The organism is Streptomyces sp. NPDC023838, from assembly GCF_040639555.1.
GTDB lineage: Bacteria > Actinomycetota > Actinomycetes > Streptomycetales > Streptomycetaceae > Streptomyces.
Genome location: NZ_JBFAAD010000003.1, coordinates 244,018 through 258,768, shown reverse-complemented (window position 1 = coordinate 258,768; position 14,751 = coordinate 244,018). Strand labels below are relative to the sequence as shown.

The 14,751-nt window shown below is 70.3% G+C and carries 11 protein-coding genes; 4 read left to right on the top strand and 7 right to left on the bottom strand.

Translation table 11 applies throughout. The annotated features are described in order from the left end of the window. Positions 1-71: 71 nt before the first annotated feature. The 3 genes from AB0G17_RS05460 (at position 72) to AB0G17_RS05450 (ending at position 3,200) form a co-directional block, all read left to right on the top strand. Positions 72-1,148 (top strand): ParA family protein, encoded by a 1,077-nt coding sequence (locus tag AB0G17_RS05460; protein ID WP_361375852.1) that lies wholly within the window; start codon positions 72-74, stop codon positions 1,146-1,148. Next, the gene (locus tag AB0G17_RS05455; protein ID WP_361375849.1) at positions 1,145-2,251 is read left to right on the top strand and encodes a ParB/RepB/Spo0J family partition protein; all 1,107 of its coding nucleotides are present in this window, start codon (positions 1,145-1,147) and stop codon (positions 2,249-2,251) included. The genes AB0G17_RS05460 and AB0G17_RS05455 overlap by 4 nt, the downstream gene beginning before the upstream one ends. A gap of 331 nt (positions 2,252-2,582) precedes the next feature. Next, a complete protein-coding gene (locus tag AB0G17_RS05450) occupies positions 2,583-3,200 on the top strand; it encodes a GNAT family N-acetyltransferase (RefSeq protein ID WP_361375846.1) in 618 nt (205 codons plus the stop codon). 118 nt (positions 3,201-3,318) lie between these two features. On the opposite strand, the gene trxA is transcribed toward AB0G17_RS05450, so the two are convergent. From trxA to AB0G17_RS05415, 7 genes are all read right to left on the bottom strand, one after another. Continuing rightward, positions 3,319-3,651 carry a thioredoxin gene (gene trxA, locus AB0G17_RS05445; RefSeq protein ID WP_190092046.1) on the bottom strand — a complete coding sequence of 111 codons (333 nt, stop codon included), beginning with the start codon at positions 3,649-3,651 and terminating at the stop codon, positions 3,319-3,321. Positions 3,652-3,697: 46 nt separating this feature from the next. Next, on the bottom strand, positions 3,698-4,660 hold the full coding sequence (gene trxB, locus AB0G17_RS05440; RefSeq protein ID WP_361375842.1) for a thioredoxin-disulfide reductase: 963 nt from the start codon (positions 4,658-4,660) through the stop codon (positions 3,698-3,700). Between the two features lie 105 nt (positions 4,661-4,765). Then, the gene (locus AB0G17_RS05435; RefSeq protein ID WP_361375839.1) at positions 4,766-5,734 is read right to left on the bottom strand and encodes a hypothetical protein; all 969 of its coding nucleotides are present in this window, start codon (positions 5,732-5,734) and stop codon (positions 4,766-4,768) included. Then, positions 5,731-6,444, bottom strand: a complete 714-nt coding sequence (sigM, locus tag AB0G17_RS05430; RefSeq protein WP_361375836.1) for an RNA polymerase sigma factor SigM — start codon at positions 6,442-6,444, stop codon at positions 5,731-5,733. Before sigM ends, AB0G17_RS05435 begins: the two co-directional genes overlap by 4 nt. A gap of 50 nt (positions 6,445-6,494) precedes the next feature. Further along, positions 6,495-8,222 carry a serine/threonine protein kinase gene (locus tag AB0G17_RS05425; RefSeq protein ID WP_361375833.1) on the bottom strand — a complete coding sequence of 576 codons (1,728 nt, stop codon included), beginning with the start codon at positions 8,220-8,222 and terminating at the stop codon, positions 6,495-6,497. 129 nt (positions 8,223-8,351) lie between these two features. Continuing rightward, entirely contained in the window at positions 8,352-10,523 is a 2,172-nt protein-coding gene (gene murJ, locus AB0G17_RS05420; protein WP_361375830.1) for a murein biosynthesis integral membrane protein MurJ, read from the bottom strand. 54 nt (positions 10,524-10,577) lie between these two features. Beyond that, complete coding sequence (locus AB0G17_RS05415; RefSeq protein ID WP_361375827.1) at positions 10,578-12,914, bottom strand: DUF6049 family protein; 2,337 nt, start codon at positions 12,912-12,914, stop codon at positions 10,578-10,580. Positions 12,915-13,154: 240 nt separating this feature from the next. Between AB0G17_RS05415 and AB0G17_RS05410 the strand changes: the two genes are divergently transcribed. Continuing rightward, positions 13,155-14,597: a CCA tRNA nucleotidyltransferase gene (locus AB0G17_RS05410; RefSeq protein WP_361375824.1), complete on the top strand. Its 1,443-nt coding sequence runs from the start codon at positions 13,155-13,157 to the stop codon at positions 14,595-14,597. Positions 14,598-14,751 lie beyond the last annotated feature (154 nt).

The window sequence follows — 14,751 nt, the reverse complement described above, 5'->3', positions numbered from 1 at the left end:
CTACGGAGTTGTCCACAGAGGTGGATTCATCCACAGAAGAACGGGCCTCGCTGGTTCACGACCCCGAAAGCATGGCAGGCTCTGTGCATTGCGAGCCTGAAGTCGAGGAGAGTGAATCCTTGCGGTCCGACGCCAACATCGCGGGACCGATGACCGATCCGGTCCCCGGTCCCCGTACCGAGTCGGCGGGGGAGGATGTTTCACGTGAAACACCGCCCCCGATGGACGACACCCCCATCGGTCGTGCTGCCCAGCTGGCGGTGGAAGCTCTCGGCCGTGCCGGCGAGGGTCTGCCCCGGCCTGACCAGACACGCATCATGGTGGTCGCCAACCAGAAGGGCGGCGTGGGAAAGACCACAACCACGGTCAATCTCGCCGCCTCCCTGGCGCTGCACGGCGCCCGCGTGCTGGTGGTCGACCTCGACCCGCAGGGCAACGCCTCCACCGCGCTGGGGATAGACCACCACGCCGAGGTCCCCTCGATCTATGACGTCCTGGTGGAGAGCAGACCGCTCTCCGAGGTCGTGCAGCCGGTCCGGGACGTGGAGGGCCTCTTCTGTGCCCCGGCCACGATCGACCTGGCCGGCGCGGAGATCGAGCTGGTGTCCCTGGTGGCGCGGGAGAGCCGTCTGCAGCGCGCCATCCAGGCGTACGAGCAGCCGCTGGATTACATCCTGATTGACTGCCCGCCGTCGCTGGGACTCCTCACCGTCAACGCGCTCGTCGCCGGTGCCGAAGTCCTGATCCCGATCCAGTGCGAGTACTACGCGCTGGAGGGCCTGGGTCAGCTGCTGCGGAACGTCGACCTGGTGCGGGGGCATCTCAACCCCACCCTGCACGTCTCCACGATCCTGCTCACCATGTACGACGGCAGGACCAGGCTCGCCTCCCAGGTGGCCGACGAGGTGCGCAGCCACTTCGGCCACGAGGTCCTGCGGACGAGCATCCCGCGATCGGTCCGTATCTCGGAGGCTCCGAGCTACGGCCAGACGGTGCTCACCTATGACCCGGGCTCCAGCGGCTCGCTCTCGTATCTCGAAGCCGCCCGCGAGATCGCACTGCGCGGGGTTGGCATCAACTACGACCCGACGCACATCCCCGTGGGCAGTCAGAACAACCAGCACAGCATGTCGGAGGGGATCCAGTGAGTGAGCGACGTAGAGGTCTGGGGCGGGGGCTCGGTGCGCTGATCCCCGCAGCCCCGCAGGAGAAGCAGCCCACGCCTTCGGTGGGGACGGCTTCCACGTCCCCGGCGGCGGTCCCGCTGCTGACCGCGGAGCGCGGGGTCGCTGCGGCGAAGGTGGCCACGCTGGCGGCGCCTTCCGTTTCACGTGAAACATCGGTGCCGGTCCAGGCGCCCGAGCCTTCGGTACCGCAGTTGAAAGCGCCCGCAGGGGCGTACTTCGCGGAACTGCCGCTGGACTCGATCACGCCCAACCCGCGCCAGCCGCGTGAGGTGTTCGACGAGGACGCCCTCGCCGAGCTCGTTACCTCCATCAAGGAAGTCGGGCTGCTCCAGCCCGTCGTCGTACGCCAGCTGACGCCCGAGCGCTTCGAGCTCATCATGGGCGAGCGGCGCTGGCGGGCCTGCCGCGAGGCCGGCCTGGAGCGGATCCCCTCGATCGTGCGAGACACGGACGACGACAAGCTGCTCCTGGACGCACTCCTGGAGAACCTGCACCGCTCCCAGCTGAACCCGCTGGAAGAGGCGGCGGCGTACGACCAGTTGCTGAGGGACTTCGAGTGCACGCACGACCAGCTGGCGGACCGCATCGGCCGGTCGCGCCCGCAGGTCTCCAATACCCTGCGCCTGCTGCGGCTCTCGCCGCGGGTTCAGCGCAGGGTGGCGGCCGGGGTCCTCTCGGCGGGCCACGCCCGGGCCCTGCTCTCCGTCGACGATTCGGACGAGCAGGACCGGCTGGCGCACCGCATCGTGGCCGAGGGGCTGTCGGTGCGGGCGGTCGAAGAGATCGTGACCCTGCTGAACTCGGAGCCCAAGAGCACCGCCAAGGCGAAGAGCCCGCGAGCCGGGACCCGGTTGGCGCCCGCGCTCACCGATCTGGCCTCCCGCCTCTCGGACCGCTTCGAGACACGGGTGAAGGTCGACCTCGGCCAGAAGAAGGGAAAGATCGTCGTCGAGTTCGCGTCGATGGACGATCTTGAGCGGATCCTCGGCACCCTCGCCCCGGGCGAGGGGCGGGTCCTGACCAAGGGCCTCGCCGAGGAGTCCGAGGAGGGCGACGAAGCCTGAGCCGGTGACCTGCCCACCTTCTGAGCCAGGGCAGTTGTCGTGAGGGGCGGGCTGTGTTCCGATGCATACAGGAACACAGCCCGCCCTTTGCTGTTGTGCGGTATCCGCACCGGCGTTGGGTGGATACGATGCGTTCTGGTATGGCACATCCACCTTGGGCCACTTCGGAGGGAGGGCGGGGAGCCATGCGTACGGTGAGCCGTACCCGACTGGTGACAGCGGGGCTGGGCCTCGGGGCGTTCGGTGGCTTCGTCGGCAGCCTTCTCCGGGAACGGAGTGCACTGGCATCCGCCCACGGGGCGGCAGGCGAGGGAAGCGAGGAACAGCCTTCATGGGGCGTCGGCTTGTACCGCTCACGCTGGACAACCTTCCGGACCTTCCCAAGCGCTGCCGCGCCTGTGTCTTCTGGGAACTTGACCCGGTCAGCGGAGAGGCCGCGATAAAGGCGGGGACGCCCGAACTCGAAAAGGAAGCCTGGATCTCGGCCGTGCTCCTGGAGTGGGGCTCCTGCGGCCGGGTCGTCTACGTCGACGATGTGCCGGTGGGCTTCGTCCTCTACGCCCCGCCCGCGTATGTGCCGCGTTCCACGGCCTTCCCCACCAGCCCGGTCTCGCCCGACGCGGTGCAGCTGATAACCGCGTGGATCATGCCCGGATATCAGGGCCAGGGGCTGGGGCGAGTGATGGTGCAGACCGTCGCCAAGGACCTGCTGCGCCGGGGCTTCAAGGCCATCGAGGCGTTCGGGGACGCCCGTTGGCGCGAGCCCGCGTGTGTACTGCCCGCCGACCATCTGCTGGCGGTGGGCTTCAAGACCGTACGGCCGCATCCCCGGTATCCCCGGATGCGGTTGGAGCTGAGGACGACGCTCTCCTGGAAGGAAGACGTGGAGCTGGCCCTGGACCGGCTGCTGGGAGCCGTCCAGAAGGAGCCCGCCCTACGGCCGCTGTAGAACATCGCGGCGCTCGTGGAACGCCACGGCATCCGGCGCCCGGAAAGACGAACGGGCCCGGCCCCCTGATGGGGACCGGGCCCGTGCGCGTTGTTTCACGTGAAACAACGCATCTGACTTACGCGCCGATGAAACCGTCGAGGTCGCGCAGGAGAGCGGCCTTCGGCTTGGCGCCGACGATGGTCTTGGCCACCTCGCCACCCTGGTAGACGTTGAGGGTCGGGATGGACATCACGCCGTACTTCGCGGCAGTGGCCGGGTTCTCGTCGATGTTGAGCTTGACGATCTCGATCTGGTCGCCGTGCTCCGCCGCGATGGCCTCCAGGGACGGGGCGATCTGGCGGCACGGGCCGCACCACGCCGCCCAGAAGTCCACCAGTACGGGCTTGTCGCTCTTGAGGACGACCTCGTCGAAGTCGGCATCGGTCACGTTCTTCAGGGTGCCGGCCACGGCAGCCTCCTTGCGGGTGTGGGTGAGGGGAGGGAAGTCAGATGGTTCAGACGGCGGCCGCGGCGGCCTTCTCGTCGTCGGCGAGCGCGGCCAGGAAGCGCTCGGCGTCGAGAGCGGCGGAGCAGCCCGTACCGGCGGCGGTGATCGCCTGGCGGTAGGTGTGGTCCACCACGTCACCGGCGCCGAAGACACCGGTCAGGTTGGTGCGGGTGGAAGGTGCGGCGACCTTGAGGTAGCCCTCGTCGTCCAGGTCGAGCTGGCCCTTGAAGAGTTCGGTGCGCGGGTCGTGGCCCACGGCGATGAAGAGGCCGGTCACCGCCAGCTCGGAGGTCTCGCCGGTCTTGGTGTTGCGCAGGGTCAGAGCGGAGAGCTTCTGGTCGCCGTGGATCTCGGCGACCTCGCTGTCCCAGGCGAACTTGATCTTCGGGTCGGCGAAGGCGCGCTCCTGCATCGCCTTGGAGGCGCGCAGGCTGTCCCGGCGGTGCACGATGGTGACCGACTTGGCGAAGCGCGAGAGGAAGGTCGCCTCCTCCATCGCGGTGTCGCCGCCGCCGATCACGGCGATGTCCTGGTCCTTGAAGAAGAACCCGTCGCAGGTGGCGCACCAGGAGACACCGCGTCCGGAGAGCTTGTCCTCGTTCGGCAGCCCGAGCTTGCGGTGCTGGGAGCCGGTGGTGACGATCACGGCCTTGGCGCGGTGGACGGTGCCTGCGGTGTCCGTGACGGTCTTGATCTCACCGCTGAGGTCGACGGCCACGACGTCGTCCGGGACCAGCTCGGCGCCGAAGCGCTCGGCCTGCGCCCGCATGTTGTCCATGAGGTCGGGGCCCATGATGCCGTCACGGAAGCCGGGGAAGTTCTCCACCTCGGTGGTGTTCATCAGCGCGCCGCCGGCGGTGACGGCGCCCTCGAACACCAGCGGCTGAAGCGACGCACGCGCGGTGTAGAGCGCAGCCGTGTAACCGGCCGGCCCGGAGCCAATGATGATCACGTTACGGACGTCGCTCACGGGTTTCTTCCTCGTCTCTGCGGACTGCGTACTGCCTGCCGGGGCCCGGTCCAGGACTCTCACCCCACCCAACGGATCCTACGGGGCGAGCATTCCCGGGGAGCCTCACCGACCGGGATAGGCGTGGGTCAGCAGCAGCTTGCCCTTGCTGTCGGGCGCGCCGGTCTCGCAGGCCGCGTCGACGACGTACGCCTGGACCTGCGAGGGGTCCGTGGAGTGCGGAAGAACAACGAGGTACACACGGGTCCCCTGGTATTCGCCGGTTTCGGCGGCGAGCGGGGCCTGCGAGGCCCGGCCGGTGCCTGCTTCGATACACGGCGGCACGGAGACGTCGGAGCGCAGCTTCGGGGAGTTGGACGTGACGCCGAGGTCCGGCTTCTTGCCGGACGGCGAGATCCCGGCGCTCTCCTGGGCGGGACGGGAGGACAGCAGGGTCCGCACCTGCCCGGCGAGGGAGGCTTCGGAGAAGACGGAGCCCGGAGCCTGGCCGGTCGCGGTGTCGGGCTTGGCGTGGGTGTTGTCGGACGTCTGGAGCGTCTGCACCAGGAAGGCGCCCACCCCGATCGCCGCGGCGCCGAAGACAGCTCCGAACACGGCCGTGCGGCGACGCCGACGGCTACGGGAGCGGCCCGGCCCGGTGGCCGCCCTGGGGCGCCCGGCCGGGCGGTCTGCCATGGGAGCGTCGACCGGGGCGGATCCGAGCGATGTTTCACGTGAAACATCCGCCGCGTCGTCGGCCGTCTCGGCGCTGACGGGGGCTCCCGTCGTGACCGAAACCGCGGTCGCCCCGACGGGTACCGGCATTTCGGTGGGCGCCGTGGCGTCGAGGAGGGCCTCGGCGGCCAGCGCCGCGTCGATCCGGCCCGCGATGTCGGCGGGCATGCGCGGCGGCCCGGGCAGAGTGCCGAGCAGCTCGCGGATCTCCGTCAGAGAGGCGTGGACGTCCGCGCAGAGGTCGCATCCGTCCAGGTGCCGGCGTACGTCGGCCGTACGGGAGGGGGGTAGCAGGCCCTCGTGGAGGTCGGAGATCTCCGAGACGTCCGGGTGCTGAGTCATGTCGGCCGTGGATGTCACGTGCGCCCACCTCCGCCCTTCACAGCAGCAGGATCATTCGGTCCTGCGTCCCTTGGTCCCGACGCAGGTGGGACGGATGTCCCCGGCGTCCGGTTCCTTCCCCCACCGCGCTCCTGGCTATCCCCGGTATCGCCCGTATCGCCACGGAGGTGAACGAGCAGGGGTTGCAGCCGCGCCCGGCCCCGGGCGCAGCGGCTCTTGACGGTTCCCACCGGCACGTCGAGGATCTCCGCCGCCTCCGCCACCGGATAGGCCTGCATGTCGACCAGGACCAGGGCGGCGCGCTGGTCGGCCGGGAGCGTCGCCAGCGCCTTCACCAGCTGCCGGTGGAGGTCCTGGCGCTCCGCCGGGGCCTCGGCCGACTCGTGGGGCTCCAGGAGCAGCTCCAGGCGCTCCGCGTCGTCGACCGGCGAGGTCTTGCGGGACGCCGCCTTGCGGGCCCGGTCGAGGCAGGCGTTCACGGTGATGCGGTGCAGCCACGTCGTGACAGCCGACTGGCCGCGGAAGGTGTGCGCGGCCCGATAGGCCGACACCAGCGCGTCCTGGACGGCGTCGGCGGCCTCCTCGCGGTCGCCCAGCGTCCGCAGAGCGACCGCCCAGAGTCTGTCCCGGTGGCGCCGGACGAGCTCGCCGAAGGCGTCGGGGTCACCGCCGACATGGCGGGCCAGAAGGTCCTGGTCGCTCGCGCCGCCGTATGTGGCGTCGTCCAACGGTGAGCCCCCTCCCCGTGCTGTCGGATCTTCCTGTCGGACCTTCCGGATCAGCCGGTGAACTTCACGTCCGTTATGGCCTGCTTGTAACCGGGGTCGCTGAATTCGTCGGCGGCAGCGTAGGGCGCCGCGGTGAGCCACAGGACGACATAGCGGGTCTTCACCGGCTTCTTCGCCTTGAGATCGGCCGAGGCGCTGCTCGTCGTCGTGCTCGCGATCTGCTTCATCGAGGTGATCGGCGTGCTCGGCGACATGGAGTCCGCCGCGTACAGCGCCAGCGTCGTGTGGTTGCCGCCGTACCGGAGCGCTATCGACGCCGCCGACACGTCCTTCTCGGACCCGAGGTCGTAGACGATGCCCACACCCTGCTTGAAGGGGGCGAGCTTGGGGCCGTCCACGTAGCTCTTGGAGCGCCAGTACGTGGAGGTGTTGCCGTCATACGTGTTGCCCACGTCCTTGGCGTTCTGCGGCTTGCCGTCCGGGGCGTACTCCTCGGCGCTCTGGATCCGCAGCGGCTTCGGCGCCTTGGGCTTGTCGCCGTCGCTCTTGTTCGGCTGCTGGGACGTCCCGGACTCGCCGGAGCCCTTGTCGTGGCCCAGGAGCGAGTCCGCGAGCTGCCAGCTGCCCAGGCCGAGTGCGGCGATCAGCAGCGCCGACACGGCCCACTTGATCGCCTTGCCGGTACGGCCCTGGAGCGCGGGCGGCGGGGCCGGCACGACCTGGGTGACCGCCGGGTGCGGCCCCGCGGGCGGGCGGCCGTAGGTGCCCTGCTGGTAGGTGGTGCGCTGGTACTCGGGCGGCGCGGTGAACGCGGGCTCCGGCGGACGGATCCGCGGCATCGCCGAGACGGCCTTGACCAGCTCGTCCGGCGTGGTGCAGGCCGGCTCCTGGCGGGACGCGGTGGCGCCGTCGTTGGCGAGCGCCCGCATGGTGAGCTCGGACAGGCCGCGGTGGACCCCCGCGCGCACCTGGTCGGGAGCGATCAGGCCGACGCCCTTGGGCAGCCCGTGCAGGCCGTAGGCATCGCTGTCGTACGGCCAGCGCTGGGTCAGCGAGGCGTACAGCAGCGCGCCGATCGCCTCCGTGTCGGTCCGCTGCGGGGTGTCGGACGTGATGCCGCGCAGGGCGGCGTTCACCGCGAGCCCGCGGATGCGGTACTGCCCCGAGGAGGTCCGCAGGACCGCGCCAGGGGTCAGCCGCAGGTGCGCGAGGCCCTCGCGGTGGGCCGCCGCCATGGCCTGGGAGACCTGCGTGACCAGCTGGTAGGCGTCGTGCGCCTCCAGCGGGCCGGAGGCCAGCAGCGCGGTCAGCTCGGTGGCGTCCGGCAGCCACTCGTGGACCACGTAGACGAGGTCGTTCTCCTCCACCGCGTCCAGGACCTGGACGAAGCGCGGGTCCCCCAGAAGCGCGGACGAGCGGGCGGCCGCCAGCACGGAACGCGCCCGCGGGTGGTCCGCCGGGAGCAGATGGACCCCGACGGCGCGACGGAGCTTCTCGTCGACCGCACGCCAGCTGCTGAAACCGTCCAGACGGGTGACGCACTCTTCGAGTCGATAGCGTCTGGCGAGCTTGTGGCCGCTGTGCAGCTCCGGTGTGGCGATGGAGGGTTCGGCGGGCTTCCGTTCACCGCCCGTGTCGCCGGCGCCCTGTTCCGCCGTGTCTGCCGTGTCGATGGATTCCGCCACCCCGTCGGTCGTGGCCCCGTCCGCCTTGGCGGTCAGCGGGTTGTCGCCGCTGTTGTCGGCCACGTCGACGGCAGCCGTGCTACGTTCCGCCACCGTCGTTCCTGCCTCCCCATCCGTTGCGTGCTGTCGGCCAGCCATGCAAAGTCATGCCAATTGTGCCCACAGTCCGGCGCTATGCACGACACACGGCGGCGGACGATGGTTGTGCGCGGGAGAACGGACTCAGCGTCCGAGCCGTCCCCGCACCATTCCGACCATGGAGTTGAGCTCCTCGATCCGCATTTTCTTCGCCGCGAGGAAGAAGATGCCGAGCAGCACGGTCCCGCCCACCACGAGGGCGACCAGCGAGCCGAGCGCCCCCTGGCCGAGCTCCTTGAGGATGACGAATCCCAGCGCGCCGCCGATCGCGGCCGCCGGCACGGCCGCCAGGGACAGCCTCGCGTACGTACGCAGCACCCGCGCGCCGTCCAGGTCTCCGCCCAGCCGGTTGCGCAGCCGCCGCCAGGCCACCCCGACGCCGACCGCGTAGGCCAGACCGTAGGCGCCCGCCATCCCCACGACTGCCCACTGGGCGGGCAGGATCGCATAGCAGGCGGCCGAGACGGCGGCGTTCACCGCGGCCACGATGACCGTGTTGTAGAAGGGCGTGCGCGTGTCCTCGTACGCGTAGAAGCCGCGCAGGACGACGTACTGGACCGAGTACGGGATCAGCCCCAGCGCGAACGCCATGAGGATGAAGCCCATGGACCGGCCGGCCTCCACGCCGCTGCTGACGTACAGCAGGGTGCACATCGGGACGCCGAGCGCGAGGAACATGAAGGCGACCGGGACGATCGCGACCGCCGAGTTGCGCAGGCCCTGCGAGATGTCGTCGCGGACCGCGCCCGGGTCGTTGTCGTGGGCGGCCCGGGAGATGCGCGGCAGCAGGGCCGCCATTACCGAGACGGTGATGATGGCCTGCGGCATGCCCCAGATCAGCTGCGCGTTGGAGTAGGCGAGGAAGCCCGCCCCGTGGGCCCCCGAGGCCTTTCCGGCGGCCGTGGCGAGCTGGGTGACGACGAGCACGCCGGCCTGGTTGGCGAGGACGAACATCACAGTCCACTTGGCGAGCTTGACCGTCTTGCCGAGGCCGTGGCCCTTCCAGTCGAACCGCGGCCGGAACCGGAAGCCGGTCTCGCGCAGGTACGGGATCATCGCCAGCGCCTGCACGACGAGGCCCAGCAGGGTGCCGATCCCCAGGAGGCGGATGCCGTCCGGCGGGATCGTCTGCACACCCATCTTCGACTCGGCCGACGTGCCGTACACCCAGATGAACAGGCCGAACGTGCCGATCATGACGATGTTGTTGAGGACCGGCGTCCACATCATCGCGCCGAACTTGCCGCGGGCGTTGAGGATCTGCCCCAGCACCACGTGCAGGCCCATGAAAAAGATGGTGGGCAGGCAGTAGCGGGCGAAGGAGACGGCGACGCTGTTGGCGGCCGTGTCGTCCGAGATGGTGCTCGACATCAGCTTGATCAGCAGCGGGGCCGCGAGCACCACGAGGGCGACGATGGCGCCGAGCGCCACCATGACGAGGGTCAGCAGCCGGTTGGCGTACGCCTCGCCGCCGTCCTCGTCGTCCTTCATGGACCGCACCAGCTGCGGGACGAAGACCGAGTTGAGGCCTCCGCCGACGGTGAGGATGTAGATCATCGTCGGCAGGGTGTACGCCACGGTGTAGGTGTCACCCAGTACCTGCGTGCCCAGCGCGGCGGTGATCACCAGGCTGCGGACGAAGCCGGTCAGGCGCGACACGAGCGTGCCCGCGGCCATCACGGCGCTCGACTTGAGCAGCCCGGAGGCGCGGCCGCCGGACTTCGGCTGCGGCGTGGCGGGCAGCGGCTCGGGCTCCGGGGAAGCCGACGCCGGGCCGGACCCCTGCTGGTCGCGGTAGAGGTACGCGAAGGCGTCCTGCTCGGGCGGCTCCTCGCCCGCCTGCGTGACCAGGTCGTCGATGCCCACGAACTGCGTGGTGCCCGCGGTGTCGCCGTACGGCAGGTGGCGCGAAGGGCCGTCCGGCTCCGGCGGCGGGGTCTGGGCCCAGATCCGGGGGTCCGGCGCGTACTGCTGCGCGGGCGGCTGCTGGTAGAGCGGCTGCGGCTCGGCGTAGGTGCCCGGGGGCGGCGGCGGGTGCGCGGCGCGGTCGTACAGCGCCTCGGTCACCGGGTCCTGGGCATACGGGTCCTGCGCCCGGTACGGATCGTGGCCGTAGGCGTCCTGGAAGTACGGGTCCGGCGCGGGCTGCTGCGGCGGCACCTGCTCGGCGTAGGGAGGCACCGGGGGCGTGTTCCCGGACGACGCGGAGCCGCCGCCCGCGCCCTGCCCGCGGTCACCGTCGTACGGCGCGTTCATGGTTACCCCACCTCATCGTCCCCGGCCTGGCCGGCCACGGTGCATAGCGATAGCTCAATGCTCCACTTTCTCACCCGTGCCGGGCGAGGCCCCGCTTTCCGGACCGGTGTCCGGTGTCGGGTCACTCGGCTGCCCGGGATCGTCGCCGCCGTCGGCCTCCGCTCCGTCGCCCTCGCCGGTCTCCTTCCGGGCCGTCGACCGCTTGCGCTGGGTGTACATCCTGATGCCCGCGAGGACGAGCAACAGGACGCCGCCGGCGATCACCAGCATCACGGTCGGGGTGATCTCGGAGACCTTGACCGTGAATTCCATCGGATCGCCGTACGGGGTCCCGTCCTGCGTGTAGAGCCGGGCGGTCACCTGAACCGGGCCGTTGGCGTTCGCCGTGGCGGTGAACTTCACCGACTGGCTGTGTCCGCCGTCGATCTTGACCGGCTGTCCGCCGTTCGCGGCCTCGTTGGTGGTCACCTTGAGGCGGGAGGGGTTGCTCGGCTCCAGCCGCAGCACCAGGTTGCCCACGGGCTGGACCAGCTGGTTCTGCACAGTGACCGCGAGGGTGGCGCTGCGCCCCGACATGGTGGCCGTGGACTTCTGGATCAGCCGCACCTCGCCGGTGAGGCCGTCCAGATAGCTCTGCACCCCGGCCCGGTAGATCACGGCCCCTTCGCGGTCGCCGCGCCAGGACGTCGACATCTCGCGGCTGATGGCGTTGCCGAAGGGCGTGACGACGCGGTCGGGGGCGGTCAGGATGACCCGGAACTTGTCCAGGGTGCCCTGGGTGCTCTTCATGTCCTGGAACGCCTGTACCGGCAGTTCCTGCCTGCGCAGCGATCCGGGGTACGAGGAGGAGGCGGGCACCCGGGCGGTGGCGCGCGCGTCCGGCTTGGCCGTGGCGGCCGCCGGCAGGTCGAGCGGCGTGGTCCAGCGCTGCGCGCTCAGGGCGCGGACGGCGCCCGCCATCGTCTGGGCCTGGCTGGCGGACGGCATCCGCTGCGGCGCGACGACGATGCTGCGCTGCCTCTCGGGTTCCTGGAGCGTGATCGCCAGCGTCTGGGCCAGGAACTCCTGGACGGCCAGCGTGGCGTTCCCGGACCTGGACATGTCGCCCTCGAACGCCGTCGAGAGCCGGGCGTCGGAGACCACGGCCGTGGTGCCGCCACCGATCGGCCGGGCGGCCGACGGCGAGTACGTGAGGCCGCCGGTCTCGCGGAGGCTGTCGCTGCGGGCGATCACGTTGTGGGCGCCCGCCGAGGTGGCGACGTCGACGATCGAGGGGTCAACCGCGCCCTCCACCGGCCAGGCGAAGTCGACCGAGGGCGTCACGTGGAGGATGGTCTCCACGGTCTTCTCGGCCACCTCGGTGGCGCCCTGCAGATGGCTCAGCGAGCCGGAGACCTCCTTGCCGCGGTGGGCGAGCGAGGCCAGGTCCGGGTCGGCGAACGGCAGTGCGACGACCTTCTGGCCCTGCACCGCGTCCTCGAGCCGGCCCAGCCACTGCTTGGCCACGTCCTGGTTGGTGCCGGGCACATCGGTGTCGCCGGACTTGACCCGGTAGTTGCGGGTCATCGCGTCGACGGTGGCGAGCAGATCCGGGTCGATCACCCAGGTCACCGGCAGCTGGCTGCCCAGCGAGACCATCTGCTCCAGTCGGCCGCCGGGTGCCAGCTCCGCGGCCAGCGCGTCGTCGGCGAAGACCGGGGTCTGCTGCTCGTCCGAGCCCGTCTGCGCGGTGAGATGGGTCGACGACATCAGCGGCCACATATAGGTGAGCTGCGACTTCTTGCCGTCGACGGCCTCGGGCTGCCACGGCAGGAGGGTCCGCTGAATGCCCATGACCTGCTCGTACTGCTGGTTCGCCGTCTGCCCGGACAGGGAGACGCCGAGCGGGTAGACGCCGTCGCCGTCCAGTCCCAGCTTGCTCACCGGCACGGAGAGCGTGAAGTCCCGGCTGATCCCGGGCGCGAGCTTCGGGAACTTGACCGTGTACGGGTCGCCGACCTCGGCCGGGTCCAGGCTCTGCGAGTAGCCGCTGCGCTGGGAGGCGTCGTCGATCGCGGTCCGGCTGGTGAGCCGCTGGCCCACCCGCAGGCCCACGTGGGCGGCCGTGACGGCTTGCCTGCCCGTGTTGGTGACCGTGCCGGAGATCGTCAGCGTGTCGCTCTTGACGGGGGCGCTGGGACTCATCGAGTCGAGCGTCACCTGGACGGTGCGGGAGACCGGCTGCGCCTTCTCTGGTGCGGCCGCCCCGGTGGCGTGGGCCGCCGTGGTGGCGGCCGTGCCGGAGAGCAGACCGGCGATCAGGGGGGCGCCGACGAGCAGCGCCGCTGTGCGGCGCAGCCACCGGCGGGCAGGTGAGGGGCCCATCCCCTGAGAATCTGCCGCCTCGGCCACGCGTCGCCCGTCCCTCGTCGTCGTCAGCTGTGTCGGTGGTTGTCGATTCCTGCGTCCACGCATGGTAACGAGGTGGACTGTGGCGAAGTGCCGTGGACTGCTCCACATGATCGGAAGAGTGTGCCAGGGAGCCAGGTGAGGCGGCTTCCCGGGGCCGTGGAGAGCCCGCGAGGACGGGTGAGCCGGGGCCGACGGAAACGGTGACGCCCCGGTCGGCCCGGGCACGTACCCTTTTCTGTTGTGCCGAACGCCAACGAAGACAATCCCAGCGCCCTGAGCCAGGTGCAGCGCCGCGCGGTCAGCGAACTGCTGCGGGTGTCACCGGTCGCCGACGACCTCGCCCGCCGCTTCCAGGAGGCCGGGTTCTCGCTTGCCCTGGTCGGCGGCTCGGTACGGGACGCGCTCCTTGGCCGGCTCGGGAACGACCTGGACTTCACCACCGACGCCCGCCCCGAGGCCGTGCTGAAGATCGTGCGCCCGTGGGCGGACGCGGTCTGGGAGGTCGGGATCGCGTTCGGCACCGTCGGCTGCCAGAAGGACGGCTACCAGATCGAGGTGACGACGTACCGCTCCGAGGCGTACGACCGGACCTCGCGCAAGCCCGAGGTGTCCTACGGCGACTCCATCGAGGAGGACCTGGTCCGCCGCGATTTCACCGTCAACGCGATGGCCGTGGCACTCCCCGAGAAGGAGTTCATCGACCCGCACGGTGGTCTGGAGGACCTGTCGGAGCGCGTCCTGCGTACCCCCGGCACCCCGGAGGAGTCCTTCTCCGACGACCCGCTGCGCATGATGCGGGCCGCCCGCTTCGCGGCGCAGCTCGACTTCGAGGTGGCCCCCGAGGTCGTCGCCGCGATGACGTCGATGGCCGAGCGGATCGAGATCGTCTCCGCCGAGCGCGTGCGGGACGAGCTGAACAAGCTGCTGGTCTCCGCACACCCGCGCAAGGGGCTGCGGCTGCTCGTGGAGACCGGGCTCGCGGATCACGTGCTGCCCGAGCTTCCCGCACTGCGGCTGGAGAGCGACGAGCACCACCGGCACAAGGACGTCTACGAGCACTCGCTCACGGTGCTCGACCAGGCCATCGCCCTGGAGAAGGACGGGCCCGACCTGGTGCTGCGCCTCGCCGCGCTGCTGCATGACATCGGCAAGCCGAGGACGCGCCGGTTCGAGCAGGACGGGCGGGTCTCCTTCCACCACCACGAGGTGGTGGGCGCGAAGATGACCAAGAAGCGCATGACGGCGCTGAAGTACTCCAACGACATGGTCAAGGACGTCTCGCGCCTGGTGGAGCTGCATCTGCGCTTCCACGGCTATGGAACCGGCGAGTGGACCGACTCGGCGGTGCGCCGGTACGTACGCGACGGCGGGCCGCTCCTGGACCGGCTGCACAAGCTGACCCGCTCGGACTGCACCACGCGCAACAAGCGCAAGGCGGGCGCGCTGTCGCGGGCCTATGACGGGCTGGAGGAGCGGATCGCGCAGCTCCAGGAGCAGGAGGAGCTCGACTCGATCCGCCCGGACCTGAACGGCAACCAGATCCAGGAGATCCTCGGGATCGGGCCCGGCCCGGCGATCGGTCAGGCGTACAAGCACCTGCTGGAGCTGCGCCTGGAGAACGGGCCGATGGAGCACGACGCGGCCGTCGCGGCGCTCAAGGAGTGGTGGGCCGAGCAGGGCTGAGGACGGCCATGGAGGACTGAGGGCGGCCGAGAGGACGTTTCACGTGAAACATGCGGCGTGGTGTGAAACATGCGTCGTGGTTTCACGTGAAACACAGCGACCCGTCGATGTGCCGAGGGGCGGTGTTTCACGTGAAACACCGCCCCTCGGTCTC

Coding starts and splice junctions, on each gene's coding strand:
- AB0G17_RS05450 (WP_361375846.1), top strand. CDS start 2,583: ATGGGGCGTCGGCTTGTACCGCTCACGCTGGACAACCTTCCGGACCTT.
- AB0G17_RS05460 (WP_361375852.1), top strand. CDS start 72: ATGGCAGGCTCTGTGCATTGCGAGCCTGAAGTCGAGGAGAGTGAATCC.
- murJ (WP_361375830.1), bottom strand. CDS start 10,523: ATGAACGCGCCGTACGACGGTGACCGCGGGCAGGGCGCGGGCGGCGGC.